We start from the raw sequence: 22,287 nt of genomic DNA, 5'->3' as shown, positions 1-22,287 counted from the left end.
CCCGGGCAGCCCCTGACTCAGCCGTGCTCCGGCTCCACCGGGAGCCAGAGTTCGGCTTCCGTCCCGGGCTTGTCCGGGGACGGGTGGGTGCGCAGGAGTTCGGGGCCTGTGCGGGTGCGGTACGGGTTCGAGGGGAACCACTCGGTGAACACGTCCCGCCACAGCTCCTGGATCGCTCCCGGTGCCGGTCCGGAGGTGGTGAAGACCGCCCAGGTACCGGCCGGGACGGCCAGCGTGGTCGTGCCCTCCGGAGGGGCCGCCGAGGTGATCACCCCGTGGTGGTAGTCGAGTTCGGTGCCCTCGGCGCGGCTGGGGTCCATGCCGTCGCAGACGGCGACGATGCCGTGCGGCTCCTGGTCGGACAGCTTCTCCAGCCGCTCCAGCGTCCGCCGGCCGATCCCCCGGACGAAGTCCACGATCGCCGGGTTCGGGCCTGCGTGCACCAGCGGAACGCGGGTCTGGAATCCGACGACGGTGAAGTCCGCCCTGTCCACGACCCGGTACCGCATGGTGCTGCGCCCTTCGACGGTGAGGCGGAAGGCCATCCGGGGCTGGGAGTTGAGCGCGGCGCCCGTACGCCGGGCCTCGCCCGGTCCGATGCCGTGCATGGCACGGAACGCCCGTGCGAACGCCTCACCGGAGCCGTAGCCGTAGCGCACCGCGATCTCCAGCAGCGTGTCACGCCCCGCGAGCACCTCGGCGCCCGCGAGGGTGAGCCGGCGGCGCCGGACGTACTCCGAGAGCGGCATGCCGGTGAGCGCGGAGAACATCCTGCGCAGATGGTGCTCCGAGGTGGCCGCGACGCGTGCCAGCTCCCCCACGTCGACGGCCTGGTCGAGACGGCACTCGATGTGCTCCATGGCCTGGTTCAGCCGCTCCAGCATGCATGGCCTTCTCTCTCGTCCCTCGACGGCGGGCGGGACTCGCGGATCGCGATCTCCACGGGCGAGTACGCGCCGTCGGCCCGCTCCAGTTCGTACGGCGCGGCCGGCATCAGCGGCGGCTGGGCCATGAGGCGCGGCCGTACCCCATGGTGCGGTTGCGCGGCGTGCACCAGGAACGGATGGCACAGGTAGACGTCGCCCGGGGACCCGGTGGCGAGGGCGAGCGGCCGGTGGCCGGAGGCCGCCACGAGGTCGGGCGCGAGGACCGGGCCGCTCGCCCCCTCCTCCCCGTACGGTTCCAGCACCTTCGGCACGTCGAGGTGGGAGCCCACCCGGATCCGGGTCGGGGCGTCCTCCTCGCCGACCTCGCTGAACAGGAAGAGCATCAGCAGCGCCCGGCCGCGCGAGCGCAGGTTGGTGCGGGGCCAGGTCTCGCCCTCCACCGCGTAGCTGCCCTCGATGTGCCAGCCCGCGTCGTCCGGCTCCTCCGCGTGCGGGAAGCGCAGCGGGAAGGTGCCCAGCGAGTAGCGCGGCTCCCAGCGTCCCGTGCCGACGAGCAGGTCGTACACGCGGTGCAGGGACGGAGAGTTGGGTGCGGCGGCGAAGGGGCCCTGCGCCATGCCGCCCACCCAGTGCACGGGCCGCGTCCACGTCGACGGGTCGTCCGGGTCGCAGCCCGTCTCCCGCCACAGCAGCCGCGCGCAGTCCGCGGCCACGCGCGGCGCGACGGCGCCCTCCAGCTTCACGAAGCCGTCGCGGAGGAAGCGGGATACCAAGGTCGTGTCGTCCATCCCCTCATCGTGCGGCGGCATGACCCCCGGTCACCCGACATTCTCCGCACCGCCTTTGTCGGGTGTTCGGGTGGTGTTCGGGTGCACGGGTGCACGGCGCACCCCGCCACCATCTGGCCTAACGCGAGATGCGGCCCTCACGCACAGGGGATCGGATGTGGCTCATGCACATCGCCACCGCAGCATCATCCAGAGCCCCCCGCCGACTCGTCGTGGGATCCCTGTTCCTTTCGCAGCTGCTCGTGCTGCCGCTGTCGGCGGGGTACGCGTCGGCCGACGGCTCGGCTGAGGCGACGCCCGCCCGGGGCACCGCCCGCATGGGCGTGGGAGTCCTCGCCCACGAGGGGGTCCGGGGAGCGCCCGTCGAGTCGCGCGTCGCCCGGACCAAGGGCGTGGACGTGTCCAGCCATCAGGGCAAGGTCGCCTGGCGGACCCTGCGCAAGAGCGGTGTGAAGTGGGCGTACACCAAGGCGACTGAGGGGAAGTCCTACCGCAACCCGTACTTCGCCAGCCAGTACAACGGCTCGTACAAGGCCGGCATGATCCGCGGCGCCTACCACTTCGCGACCCCCGACACCTCCAGCGGCGCCACCCAGGCCAACTACTTCGTCAAGCACGGCGGCGGCTGGTCCAAGGACGGCAAGACGCTGCCGGGCGTGCTCGACATCGAGTACAACCCCTACGGATCGACCTGCTACGGCAAGACCCCCCGTCAGCTCGTCAGCTGGATCCGGGACTTCCTCCACCGCTACAAGACCCGCACGGGCCGCAGTGCCGTCATCTACACCTCCACCAACTGGTGGAAGAAGTGCACCAGCAACTACCGGGGCTTCGCCTCCGCCCATCCCCTGTGGGTCGCCCGCTACGCGTCGAGCGTCGGTCCCCTCCCGGCGGGCTGGAAGTTCCACACGATGTGGCAGTACACCTCGTCCGGACCGACCGTCGGGGACCACAACAAGTTCAACGGTCCGCTCAGCCGCGTGAAGGCGCTCGCGAAGGGCTGAGCCCCTCTCCGGCCACGCCATCGCTCTGACGACGACCAGGGGCATTCCGCTCCGTCAGCCGTCCCATCCGGCGACGACGGTGGCCGGGATGCCCTCCCGCGCCCACAGCGCCAGCACGTTCGGGTTGTCGTCCCACGCGTGCACCGGGTGGTACCGCTCGCGGATCCGGGCCAGGATGTCGCGCTTCACCTCGTAGTCCGGGCGGCCGTCACGGTCCGCCCGCATCCACATGGCGTCGGACGGCACCCGGTGCAGGGCGAGCCACATCGCGGTGTGCGGCCGGAACCGCACCGTACGAGCCGTCACCACCAGCACGGCGAGCCCCGCGGCGTGCGCCTCCCGCGCCGCCTCGACCACGTGCTGGTGCGGTGGGCAGTCGACCGAGGCGCGGTGGAAGGCGTGAAACCCGCCGGGGCCGTCGAGGAGATGACGGATGCCGCGCACGTCGCACAGCGTCCCGTCCATGTCGAAGATCACGGCCTCTCGCATGTCACCCCCTGGGGGCAACATTATCCGCTCTCGCCTCCGGGCCGAGGTCTTGACAAGCCTATTGGTCTGGACCAACTTAACGCGCAACAGCGGTGGCCACCGTCGTCGCTGACGTGCTTCACCTCTCCCCAGGAGGCACCCTGTGGACCGATTACGTCAGGACAGACCCGGCGTCCGCCGGAGAATCAGCGCGGCGCTGGCCCTCGGCGCGGCCGCCGTGCTCGCGGTCACCGCACTCGCCGTGCCCGCCCAGTCGGCGGACACCGGCGCGGTCAGCGCCAGAGCGGCGGACGTCAACGTCGCCAAGAACGCCGGGTTCGAGGCGGACCTGAGCAACTGGACCTGCGCCGCGAACAGCGGCACCGCCGTCACCTCCCCCGTGCACGGCGGCGCGAAGGCCCTCAAGGCCACCCCGTCGGGCCAGGGCACCGCCGAGTGTTCCCAGGTCGTCGCGGTGAAGCCGAACTCGACGTACAAGCTGAGCAGTTGGGTGCAGGGCAGCTACGCCTACCTGGGCGCCCGCGGCACCGGCACCACCGACGTGTCGACCTGGACGCCGGGCACCTCGTCCTGGCAGCAGCTCTCCACCAGCTTCACCACCGGCGCCAACACGACCTCGGTCACCGTCTACACGCACGGCTGGTACGGGCAGAGCGCGTACTACGTGGACGACGTGAGCGTCCTCGGCCCCGACGGGGGCGGCGGTCCCGACCCGGTCGAGGTACCGCCCGTCCCGGCAGGGCTCGCGGCGGGCACGACGACGCCCACGTCGGTGGAGCTGTCCTGGACGCCGTCGTCCACGGCGACGGGGTACACCGTCTACCGCGACGGTACGAAGGTCGCCTCGTCCAGCGGCGCTTCCACGACCGTCACGGGGCTCACGCCGGAGACCACGTACAGCTTCCAGGTGAGCGCCTCGAACGCGGCAGGCGAGTCCGCGAAGTCGACGGCAGTGTCCGTACGGACCCCCAAGGGCGACGGTGGCGGCGACGGCACCGTGCCCCGGCACGCGGTGACCGGCTACTGGCAGAACTTCAACAACGGCGCGACCGTGCAGAAGCTGCGGGACGTGTCCTCGGAGTACGACATCATCGCGGTCTCGTTCGCCGACGCGACCACCACCCCGGGGCAGATCGCCTTCAACCTGGACCCGGCCGTCGGCTATGCCTCCACCGCCGACTTCAAGGCGGACATCGCCGCGAAGAAGGCCGCGGGCAAGTCCGTGGTCCTCTCGGTCGGCGGCGAGAAGGGCACCATCTCCGTCAACAGCGACGCCTCCGCGACCGCGTTCGCCAACAGCGCCTACGCGCTGATGCAGGAGTACGGCTTCAGCGGCGTCGACATCGACCTGGAGAACGGCCTCAACCCCACCTACATGACGAAGGCGCTGCGCCAGCTCTCGGCGAAGGCGGGCCCGAAGATGGTCCTCACGATGGCGCCGCAGACCCTCGACATGCAGTCCACGTCCGGCGGCTACTTCCAGACGGCGCTGAACGTGAAGGACATCCTCACGGTCGTCAACACGCAGTACTACAACAGCGGGGCGATGCTCGGCTGCGACGGCAAGGTCTACGGCCAGGGCAGCGTGGACTTCCTGACCGCGCTCGCCTGCATCCAGCTGGAGGGCGGCCTCGACCCGTCGCAGGTCGGGCTCGGCGTCCCGGCGTCGACGCGCGGCGCGGGCAGCGGTTACGTGCCTCCGTCGGTCGTGAACAACGCCCTCGACTGCCTGGCCCGCGGCACCGGCTGCGGCTCCTTCAAGCCGCCGAGGACGTACCCGTCGCTGCGCGGCGCCATGACGTGGTCGACGAACTGGGACGCCACGGCGGGCCACGCGTGGTCGAACGCCGTCGGCCCGAAGGTACACGGCCTCCCGTAACGGCCGTAGCGGAATGACGCCCCGGAGGGGCGGCCACCCCTCCAGGGCGGGACGGCCTGCGGTCAGCCGGACGGCGGGCCCTCCCGCTGGGCGTCCGTGCGGAGGGTGAAGCCGATGATGGCGCCGCGGCCGGAGCGGTTGCGGGCGTACACCGTGCCGCCGTGCGCGGTGGCGACCGCGCGGACGATGGCCAGGCCGAGGCCCGAGCCGGGCAGGCTGCGGGCGGCGTCGGCGCGGTAGAAGCGGTCGAATATGCGGGGCAGGTCGGCGGGGTCGATGCCGGGGCCACGGTCGTGCACCTCGATACGGGTGGAGTCGGCCACGATCTCGATCGGCCCGGTGCCGTCGCGGTCGAACTTGGCGGCGTTCTCCAGGAGGTTGGTGAGGGCGCGCTGCAGGGCGGCGGGGCGGACGTGCACGACGGTGTCCTCGGCGTGGACGAGCACGGTGCGGCCCGTACGGCGCCGGGCGAGGGCCGCGGCCTTGCCGACCGCGACGGGGAGCGGGAGCGGCTCGGGCTCCTCGGAGTCGCGGTGCCCGGCGGCGAGTTCGATCAGCTCCCTGACGAGGTCGGCGAGTTCGCGGGTCTCGCCCCTGATGTCGGCGATCAGGGTGGCCCTGGCGTGCGGGGGCAGGTCGTCCAGGCGGTCGAGCAGCGTGGCGTTGGTCAGCAGCGAGGTCAGCGGGGTGCGCAGTTCGTGGCCCGCGTCCTGCACGAGGCGGTGCTGGATCTCCTCGGACTCGGCGAGCCGCCCGAGCATGTCGTCGAAGGCCCGTGCGAGGCGGCCGACCTCGTCGCGGCCCGTCGCGGTGACGTTCGCGTCGAGGCGTCCGCTGGCGGCGACGTCCTCGGCGACGGCGGTGAGGCGGACCAGGCGGCGGGTGATGCGGCGGGCGAGCCACCAGCCGATCATCCCGGAGGCCGTCATGACCGCGGCCGTGAGCCAGACCGTGCGCTGCTGGAGGTCGGCCAGCAGGTCCTCGGTGTCGCTGAACTGCTGGGCGACCTGCACGGCCCCGCGACGGCCACCGAGGGCGACGGTGGCCACGCGGTAGCGCTCGCCGCGGATGGTGGCCCGGTAGGTGTCGAGGTGACCGGCGTCGGGGTGGGAGGCGGCCTCGCGGTCCGCGGCGGTGACCGGCAGGGGCGGGCTCCCCTCGTCCTCGACCGTCCCGCCGGGGCCGAGTACCTGGACGTGGGTGCGGATGCGGCGGGAGAGCTCGTCACGGGGGCCGTCGTGGTCGGGGTCGGAGCTGTAGTAGTCCTTCGGCGTCAGGCGCTGCTGGCCGACCTGGTCACGCAGGTCGGCGATCACGCCGTGGAAGATACGGTCCTGGTCGACGCGGACCAGACGGGCGGCGGCGTCGTAGCTGAGGAAGCCCACCAGCAGCGTGACCACGGCGGTGATCGCGGCGAATGAGGCGGCGAAGACGGTGCGCAGGCTGCGCCGCGAGCTCGCACCCGCGCCGGCGTCGGCCGGCACCGGTCAGGGCTCCCGGAGCGTGTAGCCGACGCCGCGGACCGTGTGGATGAGCGGCGGTCTTCCGGGCTGGTCGATCTTGCGGCGCAGGTAGCCGATGTAGACGGCGAGGTTCTTCGAGGTGGCGGCGAAGTCGTAGCCCCAGATCCGGTCGTAGAGGGTCGAGTGCTCCAGCACCAGGCCCTTGTTGCGGGCCAGCAGTTCCAGCAGGTCGAACTCGGTGCGGGTCAGCTCCACCTCGGTCTCACCGCGCCAGGCCCGGCGGGCGTGCGGGTCCACCCGGAGGTCGGCGGCGGTGACGAGGCCGCCGCCCGGTCCGGCGGGCGTCGGCGGGGCGCGCCGCAGCAGCGCCCGTAGCCGGGCGAAGACCTCGGCGACCTCGAAGGGCTTGGGCACGTAGTCGTCGGCACCGGCGTCCAGACCGGCGATACGGTCGTCGGTCTCGACCCGGGCCGTCAGCATCAGGATCGGCGTACGGTCGCCCGCCGCGCGCAGCACCCGGCACACCTGCAGTCCGTCGATGCCGGGCATCATGATGTCCAGGACCAGCACGTCGGGCTGCTCGGTGTGCGCGGCGGCCAGCGCCTGCACGCCGTCCGCCGCGCACAGGACGCGGTAACCCTCCAGGATCAGGGCGCGTTCCAGCGCGGTGCGGATCGCCCGGTCGTCCTCGGCGAGCAGCACCGAGTACGGGTTCGTCATCCGGCCATTGTGCTCCGGCGGGCCCCTCGGCGGCAGGGCGCAAGCCGCCTCGCGGCGACTTCTTACCCACCTCTTACCTGCACTCTTACCCGTCTCTCACCGCTGCCAGGGGCGCGGCTTACCCGCCCTGGCCACCGTGCTCCTCACGCCCCGCCACCGGACGAGAGGAGAGGCGTGAGGATGTCCTCCGTACAACGCGCCCCCGACGGTGTGTCCCTCGTCGTGCCGACGTTCAACGAGTCGGAGAGCGTCGCGGAGTTGCCGCACCACGTCACCACGCGCGTGCCCCTGGCCCCCGTGGCCGGCGTGGGAAGTCTGCGCCGGGTGCCCCGCGTACAAGAGCCGGGTTCGGGGTGCCCCGGGCTGTGCTTCGCGGGCTGCGGCCGCGTCGTGGCTTGTCGCGCAGTTCCCCGCGCCCCTGAAGGGGGCACCCTGCGCTTCCTGCGGCACCTGGCCGGGCTCCGCACGGCGAACCCGGTGGCGCGGATGGCGGGCTTCGGGCTGATCGGCCTGAGCGGGCTCGTACCGAACCTCGCGGCGCTCCGTCTGCTCGTCGCCAGGGGCGTGCCCGGTCTGCCCACCGAGGTGCTGGTCTACCGGGCCGCCCGCCGCTCTCCGACGACCTCTGAGAACAGGAACCCCCATGACCATGAGGATCGCGTTCCTCCTGCACAACGCCTACGCCATCGGCGGCACGGTCCGCACCACCTTCAACCTCGCCTCCGCGCTGGCGGACCGCGGCCACACCGTGGAGATCGCCTCCCTGATGCGGCACCGTGACTGCCCCCGGCTGCCGCTGGACACGCGCGTACGGCTGGTGCCGCTGACGGACCTGCGCGCGTCGGACGCGGCCGACCCCTCCCGGTTCCTGCCCTCCGCCGTCTTCCCCTCCGCCGAACGGCGTTACGGCCAGTACAGCCGTCTGCACGACCTGCGGGCCCAGGCGTACCTGCGCGACGTGACAGCGGACGTCGTCATCGGCACCCGGCCGGGGCTGAACGTCTACCTCGCCCGCTTCGGCAGCCGCCGGGCCACGCGTATCGCGCAGGAACACCTGAGCCTCTCCGTGCACAGCACCCGGCTGCGCGCCCAACTCGCCCCGCACTACCGGCGCCTGGACGCCCTGGTCACCACCACGGAGGCGGACGCCGCCGACTACCGGGCCCGTATGACGCTGCCCGGGGTGCGGGTGAGCGCGGTGCCGAATCCGGTACCGGATCCGGGCGTCGCGCCGCACGGCTCGGCGGGGGCTCCGGATGCGGGGAATCCGGAGGCGGGGAATCCGGTCGTCGCGGCGGTCGGCAGGCTGACCCGGAGCAAGCGGTTCGACGTCCTCATCGAGGCGTTCGCCACGGTCGCGGACCGGCATCCCGAGTGGCGGCTGCGCATCTACGGCGGCGGCGAACGGTCCGGGCTGCAGGCCCTGATCGACGAGCTGGACCTCGCGGGTCACGCCACGCTGATGGGCGCCTGCACCCCGATCGAGCCCGAGCTGGCGAAGGCGTCGCTCCTGGCGCTCTCCTCCGACACCGAGTCGTTCGGCATGGCCCTCGTCGAGGCCATGCGCTGCGGCGTACCCGCGGTCGCCACCGACTGCCCGCACGGCCCCGGCGAGATCATCGACGACGGCGTCGACGGCCGCCTCGTCCCCGTCCGCGACCGGGACGCGCTCGCCGACGCGCTGTGCGCGCTGATCGAGGACGAACCGGCCCGCCGCCGGATGGCCGAGGCCGCACGGCGCAGCGCCGCGCGCTTCGACCCCACCCCCATCGCCCTGCGCCACGAGGAGATGTTCGAGCAGCTCGCCGCCTCGCGCACGCAGCGGGCCAGGGAACGGCGCCGCGCGGCGCTCCGGGCGCGCCTGCGCCGCTGGGCCGGCCGCCCCGGCCTGCGCGTACTCCTGCGGGCACGCCGGGGCGGCGGACGGCAACGGCGGCCGGTCCGGGGTGAGACATGACCGTCACGGTCACGGGTGCCGGACCGCGCCTCCCGGCCGTTCCCGCGCGCGCCCGTCGGCGGGAACGCAAGCGGCGAAGCCGTCGGGCGCCGTGGCTCGGCCTCGTCGCCACCGGCTTCGCGGCTCTGCAACTGGCCCTGGTCGTGGGCCGGTTCGGCCTCGGCTGGGACGAGACCGTCTACGTCTCGCAGGCGGACCCCCGGGTCCCCGCCGCCTACTTCAGCGCGCCCCGCTCCCGCGGCATCAGCCACCTCCTCGCCCCGGTGCTGGCCGTCACCGACTCCACCACGGTCCTCCGGATCGCACTGGCGACGGCGTCCGCCGCCGGGCTCTACGCGGCCTTCCGCGTCTGGCGCCCGCTGCTCGGCCGTACGGTCCCGGCCGTGGCGGCGCTGGCCTTCGCCACGCTGTGGGTCACCGTGCTCTACGGGCCGCAGGCGATGCCCAACCTCTGGGTGGCGCTGACCGCCGTGGCGGCCGTGGGCTGGTTCCTGCGCGCCACCGCTCCCCCGGAACCGGCCCTCGCCCGCGTCCTCCCCGGACTGGCCCTCGCCGTCGCGCTGGCCACGCTCTTCCGGTTCTCCGACGGCCTGTGGCTGGGCCTGGCGCTGCTCGCCGCGTGCGCGGCGACGGGCGCCCGCCGGGGCCGGGACCGGGACCGGGGCCGCGTCCACAGCTTCCGTACGGCCGTGCCGTCGGCCGCGGCCGTGCTCGGCGGGCTGGCGCTCGGCAGCGCCGAGTGGCTCGTCGAGGCGTACGTCCGGTGGGGCGGCCCCGGCGCGCGGCTGGCGGCGTCCAGCGCCACCGAGGGCGGGATCCACCCCCACTGGAACGCCCCCACCGCGCTGCGCGGCCTCAACGGCCCCCTGCTCTGCCGCCCCTGCGCCGTCCACCTCACCCGGCCCACGCACACCCTGTGGTGGCTGGCCCTGCCCCTGCTGGCCGCGCTCGCCTGCACCCTCGCCGCCCTCGCCGCCCGCACTGCGCCGCGCGCCCCGCGCCCGGCCGTCACCGTGCTGCCGGTCCTCTGCGCCGCCGCGCTGAGCGTCCCGTACCTGCTGCTGCTCGACTACTTCGCGCCCCGCTTCCTGCTGCCCGCCTACGCGCTGCTCTCCCTGCCGGTCGCCGGGCTCGCCGCCCGTACGGTCGCGGCCGTACGCCCCGGCCTGCCGCGACGCCTGGCCGCCCTCGCGCTGGCGGCGCTCTTCGCGGCCCACCTCACCGCGCAGTACGCCGAGCTGCGCACCCACGTGACCGCCGCGCGGGCCACCGCCCGCCGCTACCAGCTCGCCGCCGACCGCCTCCACGCCCTGGGCGCCCGTGCCCCCTGCCTGATCACCGGCGAACACGCCCCGCCGATCGCCTACTACGCGGGCTGCGCCTCCGCGAACGTCTCCGGCAACAACCGCGACACCACCGCACCCGCCCTCCGCCGCCGCGCCACCGAAGAGCCCGTCGCCGCACTGACCGCCGCCGACCGCCCCCCGCACTACGCCCGCACGTGGCCCGCGCACCCCCTCCCCGGCACGGGCCTCACCGCGTACGGACCTCCTCAAGCGGAATGGGCGGAATGGGCGGGGCTCAGCGCTGTGGCCAGTAGTTCGCACGGGGTCGCGGCGGCGTGTGCGCGTTCCCGCAGGGCGGCGGTGAACGGGGCGGAGCCGCCGAGCTTGTCGAGGGCCCGGTCCGCTTCGCACCGGATCTGGTCGATCTGGGCCAGGTAGGAGCGCACCACGTTCGCGTCGAGCATGCGTTCGGCCAGTTCCGCGCGGGCGCCCCGATCCTCCCGGGCGCGCTGGAGCAGCGCCAGCACGCGGTCCCGGCGGGCGCCCCGGCTGGCGTTCAGCAGGGAGACGAGGTGGAAGGTGGGCGTGGCGTTGGCGAGGTCTTCCATCCGCCCGGACTGCAGATCCTCCTGGTCGTTGCGGAACTGTCCGAGCAGCCCGAGGCTGCGGCCGAACAGCCGCCACTGCTCGGTGCGCTCGTCGTCGGCGCCCGCCGTCCTGGCCGCCATGGCGCTCGCCATCGCGTACGGCGCGCTGCTCTTGTTCCGGTAGGTGCGCAGTATCTCGGCGTGCGAGGTCTCGGCGGGCGCGGTGAAGAGGTCCGCGAGCTGTCCGTCGGTGGCCGCCGTGCAGGCGTCGAGGAACTCGGTGGTCAGCGCCCTGCGCACCCGGTCGGGCACCGGCAGCCGCTCGGTGACCCGCGCCGGGACCACGTAGGCCCAATTGAAGGCCGCCAGCATGGTGGCTCCCGGGTCGATCCGGCGCACCGCCCCGCCCGCGGCGTCGTCGGTGTCGACGTCGGCGTCGGCTTCCGCTTCGTCCGCGAGGTCGTCGATGACGTTCGCCGCGCGCCACCACAGCGCGTGCAGCGCGGCGACCGGCACCGCCCCGGCGGGGTCCCCGCACTCGGCCCCGTGCACCAGCAGCGGCAGGGCGAACTCGTGCCGGTCCGGGCGGGCGTCGTGGACCACGGTGGGCACGATCGCGCGCAGATGTCCGTACCGCGTGGTGTGCTCGGCGAGCAGCGTGACCATGGTCTGTTCGACCTGTCCGTACAGCGACCGGACCTGCCGCTCCGCGTGCTGGGATTCGGTCGTCACCGTCGCCCCGTCGCCTCCCCTTGCCGGTTCCGCTGCCGTGATCTCGCGGTCTACGCAAGAAAATCCGGCCGACCTACACTCTGTACGCACGGCCGACCGCACCCCGGGATCTTGCCCAGCGTGACAGAAGGGGAACCATGTTCGAGGTTGTGCCATGCGTTCGCTGAACGTCGTGGTGGGTACCGGGCGCTGCGGATCCACCGCGCTGTCCCAGGTGCTCGCCGATCATCCGGAAGTCCTCAGCCTCAGCGAGCTGTTCGCCTCGGTGGCCCCGCACACCTTTCCGCCCGGCACGCTGACCGGCGCCGAGTTCTGGCGGCTGTTGGCCGAACCGAACCCGTTCTTCGACGCGATGCTCCGCGAGCGGGTCCGGGTCCCGGAGTTCCGGTATCCGCGCGCCCCCGGCCGGTTCGGGGCGACGATAGGCGTCCCGGCGATCGCGATGATGACGCTGCCGCTGCTGACCGCGGACCCCGACGCGCTCTTCGACGAACTCGCCGAACAGGTGCCGGACTGGCCGTCCCGGCCGGTCGCCGGGCACTACACGGCGCTGTTCGAGTGGCTGGCGGAACGTTTCGGGCGCGGTGCCGTCGTGGAACGTTCCGGGTTCTCCCTGCAGTGGATCACCACGCTGGCGCGGCGGTTCCCCGCCGCAGGGCTGGTGCACATGTTCCGGGACGGGCCGGACTGCGCGCTGTCCATGAGCAGGCACCCGGGATTCCGGCTGATCGTGCTGGAGAACCGGATCAAGGCGTTGACCGGGGTGCGCGCCATCCCGGAACTCAGCCCCGCCGAGATCGCCGCGCTCCCGCCGGAGCTGGCGAGGGTGCTGCCGGACCGGTTCGACCCGGCGGTGCTCGACCAGCCGCTCCCGCTGGCCGAGTTCGCCCGGCTGTGGAGCCGGCAGATCCGCGAGGCGGGGGCGGACCTGGCCGCCGTACCGGCGCGGCGGCGGTGCACGGTCGCGTACGAGGAACTGGTGGCCGACCCGCGCGCCGAGCTCACCCGCCTCGCCGCCTTCCTCGCCGTCGAGCCGGACCCGGAGTGGCTGGCTGCCGGGGAGCGGCTGCTCGACCGCGCCCGGGTCGGCGGGGCCCGTACGCTGCCCGCCGCCGAACTCGCCGAGCTGCGCGAACTGTGTGCCCCCGGTGAACAGGCCCTGGCGGCCCAGCGGAAGGAGATCCCCTCATGAGCGAGCGGATGGAAGCCCCGACAGCCACGGAAGCGAGGGGAGGGAACGCCGTGCGTGACCCCATTCCGCTCGACGAGGAGTTCCTCCAGGACCCCTACCAGCTCTACGAACGGCTGCGCGCGCAGCGCCCGGTGGCTCCCGCGCTCCTCCCGCACGGGCTGCGCGTGTGGATCGTGAGCCGTTACGAGGACGCGCGCGCCGCCCTCGCGGATCCCCGGCTGCGCAAGGATTCCGTACGGCAGCAGGAGCTGTCAGCGCGGCAGGCGGAGGAGACGAACTCCACCCCGGTGATACCCGAGTTCCTCAACTCGCACATGCTCAACACCGATCCGCCCGACCACACCCGGCTGCGCAAGCTGGTCGGCGCCGCGTTCACCAGCCGCAGGGTCGCCGAGCTGCGCCCGCGCATCACCGCGATCGTCGAGGAGCTGCTGGACGCCCTGCCGCGCGGCGAGGTGGTGGACCTGGTGGACGGGTTCGCCTATCCGCTGCCGATCACGGTGATCTGCGAACTGCTCGGCGTCCCGGAGAGCGACCGGACCGACTTCCGGAGCTGGACCGCGACGCTGCTCAACACCGGCGTCGCCGAGGCGGAACTCGCCGCCGCGGCCGAGGCGATGCTCGGCTACCTGGACGCGCTGATCGCGGAGAAGCAGCGCGCGCCCGGAGAGGACCTGATCTCCGCGCTCGTACGCGCGCGGGACGACGGGGACCGGCTCGACGAGGGTGAGCTGCGCGCCATGGTGTTCGTGCTGCTCGTCGGCGGACACGAGACCATGGTCAACCTGATCGGCAACGGCACCCTCGCCCTGCTGCGCAACCCGGACCAGCTGGCCGCGCTGCGCGCCGACCCCGGCGGGCTGCCCGCCGCGATCGAGGAGTTCCTGCGCTACGACGGACCGGTCAACTTCGCCACCTTCCGGTTCACCACCGAAGACGTGACGCTCGGCGGGACCACCGTCCCCGAAGGGGAGTTCGTGGTGATCGCCCTGCTCTCGGCGAACCGGGACGGGCAGCGCTTCCCGGACCCGCACGCCCTGGACCTCGGCCGGACCACCGCCGGGCACCTCGCCTTCGGCCACGGCGTGCACTACTGCGTCGGTGCGCACCTGGCCAGGGCGCAGGCGGAGATCGCGTTCGAGCGACTCCTCGGCCGTTTCCCGGACCTCGCCCTGGCCGTGCCACCGGCCGACCTCAGCTGGCGGCACAGCACGCTTATGCGCGGGCTGGAAGCCTTGCCGGTACGGCTGTAGGCCGTGTCCGCCGGTTCATGGTTGCCCTCATCTGAGGCTGCTGGGCAGGGGCTGCCCCTGCCTGTGTGTCGCAGACCGCGGGTCGTGGGTGGTTGCTCGCGCAGTTCCCCGCGCCCCTGAGGCCTCAGGGGCGCGGGGAACTGCGCGACAAGCCACGACGACAGCCGCAGCCTGCAAGGCACCGCACGGGGCAGCCCCTGCCCAGCAGCCGGCCGGAACGGCCTAGTTCGCGGGCACCAGCAGGCGGTTCGTGAGGGCGTGCCGCGCGGCCAGCACCGCGGCGGCCACCACGCGGATCGGCGCGAAATAGTCCTTCACCAGCCACAGCGGCGTGATCTCCGCGTCCACCACACCCTCGCGCAGCACCGGTTCGGCCGTGGCGAGGGCCTCGGCGACCCCGGGGACGGTGCTCTCCCGCAGGATCAGCGTGGCGTACGCGGTCTCCTCCATGGTCACCCAGCGCACACCCCAGCCGCCCCCGGGATGCCGCGTATCGAGGACCCAGCGCCTGGCCCGCGCCACCGCGGCCTGCGCGCGTTCCCCGTCCATCCCCGACAGGGCCTCGACCGCGCACACGGTGGCGTAGTACGGGGACACGTGCCAGAAGTCGGACCAACTGCCGTCCGGGCGCTGCTGGTCGAGCAGCCATGCGGTGTTGCGCCGCAGCAGCGGTCCGTACCGCTCGGGATCCCCGTCGAGACAGCGGCGCAGCAGGCTGACCGTATGGCCGTTGGTGGCCGGGGAGGGGACGGTCTCGCCGGGGTAGATCTGGAAGTGGTCGCCCGTCCAGTAGGTGAGCAGGCCGTCCAGGTCTGCCTTACGGCCGTGACAGATCAGCGCGTTGAGGACGGCGGCCGTGTCGTCCCCGTCCACGGTGAGGTCCCTGCCGCCCGCTATCCCGTACGGGCCCAGTTCCGGTTCGAGCCGGTCCAGGATCCCGCGGGGACAGTCGTGCGGGACCGCGTGCCAGGTGAACGTGTTCAGCGTCCAGGCCTGTTCGAAGTAGTCGATGGGCGCGGCCACCGGCACCAGTCCGTTCCCGTACCGCTGCAGCTCCTCCAGGAAGCGCCCGGCCGGACTGCCCGGTTCCGGTGCCGTGCGCAGCCAGCCCGCCGTTCCGGCCGCCGAGCAGCTCACCGAGCCCGCGTAGGGGTGGGGCGGCCCGTCGAGGGGCGTGGCGGGCGTGGCGATCTCCCAGGCGTGCCAGATGTCCGCGGGCAGCTCCGAGCCCGCCGCGGCGTCCGCACGGATACCGGCAAGACGGCCGGTCGCGCAGCCGTCGGGCATCGGCAGCTCCCCGACGCCGTCGCCTCCGAACACCCCTTCCGCCAGCCGCGCGTTGATCCGGTCCACGAGCATGGGCACGATCAACTCCACGCTGATCGTCTGCGGCGGCCCTCCCGCGTACCGTCCGCCGGGCGCCAGCCAGTCGCGCAGCACGCGCAGGCCCTGTTCGGCAACGGCGCGCACCCGCGCGCGGGGGACGGCTCCGTCCGCCTCCTCCCTCCTGGCCAGCACCGTGAGCAGGGCCTCGGTCGCCGAGAGCGTGGAGTTGAAGGCGAACCCGTCCTGGCCCCAGGAGCGCTCGCACAGGTGACGCAACCGCTCCGTATGCCCGCCGAGCCACGGGGCATCGGCGACCAGCCGGGCACTCTCGTACACCGATGGGGTCAGCCAGGCCCAGGGATCGGCGGCGGATTCGGACAGCAAGGCGTTCGCGGCACCACGGTAGTCATCGGTCATCGCCCCCTCCTACCCGATGCGGGGAGGGACTACTGCCGGTGTGGGGGACGGCGTGCGGTGGGGTGCCGTGCGCTGTTGTGCGGCGGGAGCGGCGCGGGCGTGCGCGATGTGCCAGTGGCATGAGCACGGTCCCCCGTGTACCTCGTGGTGCTCCGAACGCCTCCCGGGTGGAGCGGTTCCGCTGGGCCGCCGGGGACAGAACAGAGATGGGGACGATCACTGGAGGTCAGAACTCGCAATGTCCGAGCGCAGGGTCGAGCCGTTCTCGACAGAGACGAAGGGGAGTGCGCACCCGACGTACGCGTCCATGCGGCATGCGGCGCCGGTGCACACGGTCACGACACCCCGGGGCTCCGACGCCCGGCTCGTCGTCGGCTACGACGAAGCCGTTGCCGCGCTCACCGACCCGAGGCTGAGCCGTGTCGGCCATCAGGACACCGGAACAGCGGTGGGCTGGGGAATCACCGCGGGTCCTGTGCGGAACATGGTCGAGGGCCACATGCTCAACAGCGACCCTCCGGAACACGCCCGGCTCCGGCGACTGGCGTCCTCCGCGTTCAGCGCGCGGCAGGTGTCCGGCATGCGGCAGACCATGGAGGACGCCGCTGACCGCCTCGTGAGCCCGATCGCCGCCGCGGGCCGGGCCGATCTCATCACCGAATTCGCCGCTCCCCTCGCCATCACCCTCATCAGCGATCTCGTCGGGCTGGAACGGCCGTGCCGCGCGGCCTTCTTCCGGTGGATCGACCGGTGCGCCACCCCGGACGCACACGCACACGTCGTCGAAAGCCTGGAGAACATCCGTGGCCTCCTGTGCGCGCTGGTCGCGAAGAAGCGCGCCGCTCCGGCGAACGATCTCATCAGCCGCCTCGTCACCGCGTGCGACGAGCGGGAGGAACTCGACGACGCGGAGGTCATCGCCACGGCATTCCTCATCCTGCTCACCGGGTACGAGGCTCCCACGCACCTCATCGGAAACGGAGTGCTGTCGCTGCTCCGCCATCCCGATCAGATGAGGAAGGTCCGCGAGGACCGGACACTCGTCGCGGCGCTCGTCGAGGAGACCTTGCGGTTCGAGGGGCCCGTGGAGACAGCGCCGACCGTCTACGCGACCGAGGAAATGAGAATCGGGGACGTGACCATATCCCCCGGAGAGGCGGTCCTCGTCTCCCTGGCAGGGGCGAATCGCGATCCTCGGAAATTCCGCGATCCCGAAAGTTTCGACGTACAGCGGGACGCCACCGGCCACTTGACCTTCGGCCGCGGGGTTCACCATTGCCTGGGAGCGCACTACTCGCGGCTGTTCGGGGAAATCGCCTTCCGCGCGCTCTTCAGGGCCACCGACGAGATCCAGGCGGATTTCCGGGAGGACGATCTCCGCTGGAGGAACGGCGTGATCATTCGCGGACTGCGCTCCCTTCCGGTGAAGTTGCCGGCGAACGCTTCGAGTCGAGAGTGAAAGAACACGGCAGGAACGACAGGGACGACAGGGACAGGAACGACGGCGCGCACGAGTTCCCCTGGCCCGTGCTGCGTCTGCCCTTTCCGGCAGCGCGCAACCCGTACGCCCTCCGGCTGGGCTCGCACCTCGTGCAATGGGTCACCGAGTTCGGTCTGTTCGAGGACACGGCAGCGGTCGAACGGTTCGCCGCCGTCCGCTACGAGGATCTGCTGGCCGCCGTCTACCCGACGGCGAACGCGGAGGACCTGGAGCTGATCTCCGAACTCATCATCTGGATGTATCTCTTCGACGACCAGTTCGACATCGGTTGTCACGGGCGCGACCCCGTACGCGCCCGGGCCATCGCGGCCGACGTGGCCGCCGTGGTGCACGGCGGGGGCGTGCCCAAGGGCGCCGGTCCGCTGCTGACCGCCCTGGCCTCGGTCAGGAACCGCGTCCTCGCCTCCCGGAGCCCGCTGTGGCCGCGGCTCGCCGACGACCTGACCGTCTTCGCCACCGCGGTCGCCCGTGAGGTGCGCCAGCGCGCCGCGGGACACCTCCCGTCGCTCGCGGAGTACACGGAACAGCGCCTGGACACGTTCGCCTGGGGAGCGGTGTTCGACCTCATCGAGCTGGAACAGGGCGGCGCCACGGTCCCCGACCGCCTGCGGGCCGCGCCCGAATACCGTGCGCTGGTGCGCACGGCGGGGCTGGTCATGTGCGTGATGAACGACCTGATCAGCCTCGGAAAGGAAATCGCCGGGCAGGAAGAGCACAACCTGGTTCTGCTCATGGCACGGAACACCGGTCAGAGCCTGCAGCAGGCGATCCGCGCCGCGGAGAGGCTCTTCGCGCATCGCGTGGAGGAATACCTCAGCCACGCGGGCAGCCTCTCCGGAATGTACCGACGGCTCGGGGCGACCCCGGCAGAACGCGCGGTGGTGGACGGATGCCGGGTCGGCATGGAGTACATGATGCGGGGCGAGCTCGACTGGTGCCGGACCACCCTCCGATACGCACAGGGGAAAGGCTGAGCCATGGAAACTGCCGACAGCCGCGCCAAGCCCTCCGGTGAGCAGCACCGGGTCATCGTCGTCGGCGCCGGGATCGCCGGGCTGACCGCGGCCTTCCGGCTGCGCGAAGCGGGCTTCTCGGTGACGGTGCTGGAGCGCGATCAGCATGTGGGAGGGCGTATGCGCACCCTCACGCACGACGGCTTCCAGCTGGACCTGGGCGCGATGTGGCTCACGTACCACTACCGCGAGATGGTCGGCCTGCTGGCCGACGCCGGTCTCCGTACGGAGATGCGCGCCAGCAGCGACGTCATCGGCATCGTGCGCGAGGGAAAGGTCCACCGTTTCCGGTGCCACCGCCGGGACGATCTCCTGCGGACCGGCCTGGTCGGCCGGCGCTCCAAGCTCGCCGCGCTCAAGCTCTTCCAGGACGCCCGTCGGGCCGCCCGCCTGGTGCGCTTCGACGACATGTCGGACGGCGCCGCCCTCGACGACCGAAGCGTGGAGGACTACTGCGCGCAGAGGCTCAACCGGGAGCTGACCGACTACCTGATCCGCCCCCTGTGCTCAGCCTTCTACTACGCCCCCGCGGACGAACTGTCGGTCCTGAACGCGTTCGTCGCCGCGCGGGTGCTGATCGGGAAGCGGTGCTTCAACTTCGACAGCGGCATCGACGTCCTCCCCCGACGGCTGGCGGAGCAACTGCCCGTCCGCCTGGGCGCCCGCGTGACCAGCGTGGAGGAAGGGCCTGGCGGAGTGCGCGTCCACTGGCGGGAGGGAACGGCGCGGCCCCGGACAGAAGAAGCCGACGCGTGCGTCGTCGCTGTTCCCGCGCCCCAGGTGCCCGCCCTCGTTCCCGGCCTCTCGGCCACGCAGCGCGGCTATCTGTCCCAACTGCGCTACCAGCCCGATCTGGGGGTCCACTTCGGACTCGACCGCCCTCCGCCTGTCGACTACCTCGCCGCGTTCCTCCCGCCCTGCGAGAACCCCGACCTCAACTACCTCACGATCGACCACATCCGCGCGCCCGGACGGGTGCCCGAAGGCAAGGGTCTGGTCTCGCTCCGGTTCCGCCCTCGCTGGAGCCGTCTGCACCGGGACCGTGCGGACCACGAGATCACCGCCGCCGCCCTCGACGTGCTCGGCGGGTCCCTTCCGGATCTGGCCCGGCACATCACCGCCCACCAGGTCACCAGCCTGGTGCACCACCACCCGCTGGCCAGCGTCGTCCGCCCGGCGGGCGGCTACCGGACGCTGCGGCAGTTCACCCGCAGCCTCGCTCCCCGAGCGCGCGTCCAACTGACCGGTGACTACCTCTCGTTCAGCACGACGAACTCCGCGCTGGCCACCGGCGAACGCGCCGCCGAACGCGTCCAGGCGGCGCTCCGGACGAGCCCGTCGCCGCAGACGACATGAAGCGGCCGCCGCCTCCTCAGCCCGCCCCGTCCAGCACCTCCAGCCCGACCAGTCCCGCCGGAAGTTCTCCCGCGTGCAGGATGCCGAGGTGCTGGGTGGCGCGGGTCAGGGCGACGTAGAGGTCGCTGGTGGGCATCTCGCCCGGCTCGACGACGAGCACCGAGTCGAACTCCAGCCCCTTCGCCTCGCGCGGCCCGAGCAGCGCGACCGTACGGGTGAGGTCGAGGTCGGGGCCCGTGGCGGCGTCGGGGAGGGCTGCGGACAGGGCCGCGTGCAGGCGGAGCGGGGCGATCACCGCGAGGCGGCCCCGATCGGCCCCGTCGGAAGGCCCGTCGGAAGGCCTGTCGGGCAGCCCCTCGGCCGCCGCGCGGGCCGTCCGGGCGGCCAGTTCGTCGGCGCCGCAGGCCCGGATCCACGGCCGTACGCCGGTGGCCCGTACCGAGTGCGGCGGCTCGAAGTCCGGCCGTACGGCCCGCATCACGGCGGCGGCGACGTCCATCACCTCGGCGGGGGTGCGGTAGTTGACGCCGAGCCGGGTGTGCTCCCAGCGGTCCTCGACGTACGGCCGCAGGATCCCCTCCCAGGAGCCGACCCCGCCCTCCTCGCTGGTCTGCGCCGGGTCGCCGACGAGCGTCATGGAACGGGTGGGGCTGCGCCGCATCAGCAGCCGCCACGCCATCGGCGACAGCTCCTGCGCCTCGTCCACGATGATGTGCCCGAACGTCCAGGTACGGTCGGCCGCCGCGCGCTCGGCGGCGCTGCGGTGGTCGGTCTCCTCCTGCCGTTCGGCCATCCGTTCGGCGTCGATGACGTCGTGCGCGCCGAGGACTTCGGACTCGGTGTCCTCGTACTCGTACGTCTCCGAGCCGCGCGCCACCGCCAGCACGCCCTCCGCGTACGCGATCCGCTCCTGCCGTTCGGCCTCCGCCGCGGCGCGCTCCGCGCTGTCGTCCACGCCGAGCAGTTCGGCGGCCTCGTCGAGCAGCGGCACGTCGGCGGGCGTCCACTCGACACCGGCACCGTGCGGGCGGCGGATCGCCGCCGCGTCCTCCGCCGGGAGGTGGGTGGGCTCGGCCAGGAAGTCCGCGAGGAACCCCTCGGGGGTGAGCGGCGGCCACAGTTCCGCCAGCGCCGCGTGCACCTCGGGACTGGCGGCGACGCCCTTGCCGAGCTGCGCGATGTCGTCGGGGCCGAGGAAGTTGGGGCCGCCGTACGGGTCGGCGCCGAGCCGCTCGGTGAGCTGCGAGGTGAGCGCGTCGATGACATGGAACGCGAAGTGCGGGCGGGCCAGGTTGTGCGGGAGGAGCGTGTCGCGCGCCGCCTGGCGCGCCTCGTAGGCGATCTCCCAGTCGACGACGAGGTCGCCGTCGTCGTGCGGGATCACCAGCGGCTCCCCCGGCTCGGGCGTCGCCTGCCGGTCCCGTACGGCCGCTGCCAGCGCCTCCGTCATGTCCGCGCGGCCCTTCACGGCGGCGGCCCGGCCGGTGTCGGTGCCGGTGGCGCGGACACCGGGGAACAGCTCGCCGAGGGTCGCGAGCAGCACGCCCGTCTCGCCGAGCGAGGGCAGTACCTCGCCGATGTAGCCGAGGAACGCCGGGTTCGGCCCGACGATCAGCACGGCGCGGCGGGCGAGCAGCTCCCGCTGCTCGTAGAGCAGGTACGCGGCCCGGTGCAGCGCCACCGCGGTCTTGCCGGTGCCGGGGCCGCCCTCCACCACCATCACCTTCTGGTGCGGGGCGCGGATCACCCGGTCCTGCTCGGCCTGGATGGTGCGCACGATGTCGGCCATCCGGCCCGTACGCGCCGAGTTCAGCGCGGCGAGCAGCACCGCGTCCCCGGCCGGGTCCTCGTGCCCGGTGCGCTCCGCGTCGTCCGGGTCCATGAACTCGTCGTGCAGCGCGGTGACGGTACGGCCGCTGCTGGTGATGTGCCGACGGCGGCGCAGCCCCATCGGGGTGTGGCCGGTCGCGAGGTAGAAGGGGCGCGCGACGGGCGCCCGCCAGTCGATGAGCACGGGCGTACGGTCGGCGTCGTCGGCGCGGATTCCGATACGGCCGATGTGGTGCGCCTCGCCGCCGGTGAGATCGATGCGCCCGAAACACAGCGACCCGTCCACGGAGTTCAGCGCGGCGAGCAGTCCGGACTGCTCGGCGATCATCACGTCCCGCTCCAGCCGGGCCTGCTGCCCGCTCTCCGCGCGGCCGAGCCCGCCCTCCACGGCGCTCTCCGCGTCCCCGCGCAGGTGGTCGACGCGACGGTAGAGCCGGTCGACGAATTCCTGTTCGCGCTGCAATTCCGCGTCGTGCGACGCACTGTTTGACAAGGAGACTCCTGCCCGGATAGAATGGCATTCTTGAAGGTCATTTGCGGTTCAGTGGAAGTGAATTCGCAAACACCCCATAATCCTAAAGAGATCCCCCGGCTGTCAATCCAGCCG

At 72.6% G+C, this 22,287-nt stretch carries 16 protein-coding genes and 2 pseudogenes; 10 read left to right on the top strand and 8 right to left on the bottom strand.

The window, feature by feature from the left end; genetic code table 11:
- Positions 1-17 precede the first annotated feature (17 nt).
- Positions 18-884, bottom strand: coding sequence for a GyrI-like domain-containing protein (locus tag ACGF3A_RS39830; RefSeq protein WP_393735446.1), 867 nt, complete (start codon positions 882-884; stop codon positions 18-20).
- Positions 869-1,675, bottom strand: coding sequence for a phytanoyl-CoA dioxygenase (locus tag ACGF3A_RS39825; protein ID WP_393735445.1), 807 nt, complete (start codon positions 1,673-1,675; stop codon positions 869-871). The genes ACGF3A_RS39830 and ACGF3A_RS39825 overlap by 16 nt, the downstream gene beginning before the upstream one ends.
- Positions 1,676-1,839: 164 nt before the next feature.
- On the opposite strand from ACGF3A_RS39825, the gene ACGF3A_RS39820 reads away from it, so the two are divergent.
- Positions 1,840-2,679, top strand: a complete 840-nt coding sequence (locus ACGF3A_RS39820; RefSeq protein ID WP_393735444.1) for a lysozyme — start codon at positions 1,840-1,842, stop codon at positions 2,677-2,679.
- A gap of 54 nt (positions 2,680-2,733) precedes the next feature.
- Here ACGF3A_RS39820 and ACGF3A_RS39815 read toward each other — a convergent pair whose 3' ends face one another.
- The gene (locus ACGF3A_RS39815) at positions 2,734-3,168 is read right to left on the bottom strand and encodes a hypothetical protein (RefSeq protein WP_393735443.1); all 435 of its coding nucleotides are present in this window, start codon (positions 3,166-3,168) and stop codon (positions 2,734-2,736) included.
- Between the two features lie 142 nt (positions 3,169-3,310).
- Between ACGF3A_RS39815 and ACGF3A_RS39810 the strand changes: the two genes are divergently transcribed.
- Entirely contained in the window at positions 3,311-5,047 is a 1,737-nt protein-coding gene (locus tag ACGF3A_RS39810; protein WP_393735442.1) for a chitinase, read from the top strand.
- 62 nt (positions 5,048-5,109) lie between these two features.
- Here the strand turns inward: ACGF3A_RS39810 and ACGF3A_RS39805 are convergent, their stop codons facing one another.
- Together ACGF3A_RS39805 and ACGF3A_RS39800 are read right to left on the bottom strand one after the other, a co-directional pair.
- Positions 5,110-6,531 (bottom strand): ATP-binding protein, encoded by a 1,422-nt coding sequence (locus ACGF3A_RS39805; RefSeq protein WP_393735441.1) that lies wholly within the window; start codon positions 6,529-6,531, stop codon positions 5,110-5,112.
- Positions 6,532-6,534: 3 nt separating this feature from the next.
- Entirely contained in the window at positions 6,535-7,230 is a 696-nt protein-coding gene (locus ACGF3A_RS39800) for a response regulator transcription factor (RefSeq protein WP_393735440.1), read from the bottom strand.
- Between the two features lie 432 nt (positions 7,231-7,662).
- Between ACGF3A_RS39800 and ACGF3A_RS39795 the strand changes: the two are divergent.
- The 3 genes and pseudogenes from ACGF3A_RS39795 to ACGF3A_RS39785 form a co-directional block, all read left to right on the top strand.
- Positions 7,663-7,821: pseudogene (locus ACGF3A_RS39795) on the top strand (glycosyltransferase family 2 protein); the annotation flags it as partial.
- Positions 7,822-7,879: 58 nt separating this feature from the next.
- The gene (locus tag ACGF3A_RS39790) at positions 7,880-9,187 is read left to right on the top strand and encodes a glycosyltransferase family 4 protein (protein WP_393735661.1); all 1,308 of its coding nucleotides are present in this window, start codon (positions 7,880-7,882) and stop codon (positions 9,185-9,187) included.
- Complete coding sequence (locus ACGF3A_RS39785) at positions 9,184-10,911, top strand: hypothetical protein (protein WP_393735439.1); 1,728 nt, start codon at positions 9,184-9,186, stop codon at positions 10,909-10,911. The genes ACGF3A_RS39790 and ACGF3A_RS39785 overlap by 4 nt, the downstream gene beginning before the upstream one ends.
- A gap of 47 nt (positions 10,912-10,958) precedes the next feature.
- On the opposite strand, the pseudogene ACGF3A_RS39780 reads toward ACGF3A_RS39785, so the two are convergent.
- Positions 10,959-11,432, bottom strand: a pseudogene (locus ACGF3A_RS39780) (polyprenyl synthetase family protein); the annotation flags it as partial.
- Between the two features lie 514 nt (positions 11,433-11,946).
- Between ACGF3A_RS39780 and ACGF3A_RS39775 the strand changes: the two are divergent.
- Both ACGF3A_RS39775 and ACGF3A_RS39770 read left to right on the top strand, forming a co-directional pair.
- On the top strand, positions 11,947-12,984 hold the full coding sequence (locus tag ACGF3A_RS39775) for a sulfotransferase family protein (protein WP_393735438.1): 1,038 nt from the start codon (positions 11,947-11,949) through the stop codon (positions 12,982-12,984).
- Positions 12,985-13,034: 50 nt separating this feature from the next.
- A complete protein-coding gene (locus ACGF3A_RS39770; RefSeq protein ID WP_393735437.1) occupies positions 13,035-14,237 on the top strand; it encodes a cytochrome P450 in 1,203 nt (400 codons plus the stop codon).
- A 222-nt stretch (positions 14,238-14,459) separates the two neighbouring features.
- Here ACGF3A_RS39770 and ACGF3A_RS39765 read toward each other — a convergent pair whose 3' ends face one another.
- Positions 14,460-15,980 (bottom strand): prenyltransferase/squalene oxidase repeat-containing protein, encoded by a 1,521-nt coding sequence (locus ACGF3A_RS39765; RefSeq protein WP_393735436.1) that lies wholly within the window; start codon positions 15,978-15,980, stop codon positions 14,460-14,462.
- Positions 15,981-16,560: 580 nt separating this feature from the next.
- On the opposite strand from ACGF3A_RS39765, the gene ACGF3A_RS39760 reads away from it, so the two are divergent.
- From ACGF3A_RS39760 to ACGF3A_RS39750, 3 genes are read left to right on the top strand one after another with little or no spacing between them, the layout of a single operon-like run.
- Positions 16,561-17,439 carry a cytochrome P450 gene (locus tag ACGF3A_RS39760; RefSeq protein WP_393735435.1) on the top strand — a complete coding sequence of 293 codons (879 nt, stop codon included), beginning with the start codon at positions 16,561-16,563 and terminating at the stop codon, positions 17,437-17,439.
- The gene (locus ACGF3A_RS39755; RefSeq protein ID WP_393735434.1) at positions 17,436-18,455 is read left to right on the top strand and encodes a hypothetical protein; all 1,020 of its coding nucleotides are present in this window, start codon (positions 17,436-17,438) and stop codon (positions 18,453-18,455) included. Before ACGF3A_RS39760 ends, ACGF3A_RS39755 begins: the two co-directional genes overlap by 4 nt.
- A 3-nt stretch (positions 18,456-18,458) precedes the next feature.
- Positions 18,459-19,850, top strand: coding sequence for a protoporphyrinogen/coproporphyrinogen oxidase (locus ACGF3A_RS39750; RefSeq protein WP_393735433.1), 1,392 nt, complete (start codon positions 18,459-18,461; stop codon positions 19,848-19,850).
- Positions 19,851-19,866: 16 nt separating this feature from the next.
- Here ACGF3A_RS39750 and ACGF3A_RS39745 read toward each other — a convergent pair whose 3' ends face one another.
- Positions 19,867-22,143, bottom strand: a complete 2,277-nt coding sequence (locus ACGF3A_RS39745; protein ID WP_393735659.1) for a HelD family protein — start codon at positions 22,141-22,143, stop codon at positions 19,867-19,869.
- Positions 22,144-22,287 lie beyond the last annotated feature (144 nt).

Source organism: Streptomyces sp. NPDC048172 (assembly GCF_043202595.1).
GTDB lineage: Bacteria > Actinomycetota > Actinomycetes > Streptomycetales > Streptomycetaceae > Streptomyces.
Note: the sequence above shows the minus strand (reverse complement) of the source record. Positions and strands in the feature narration are given on the sequence as shown.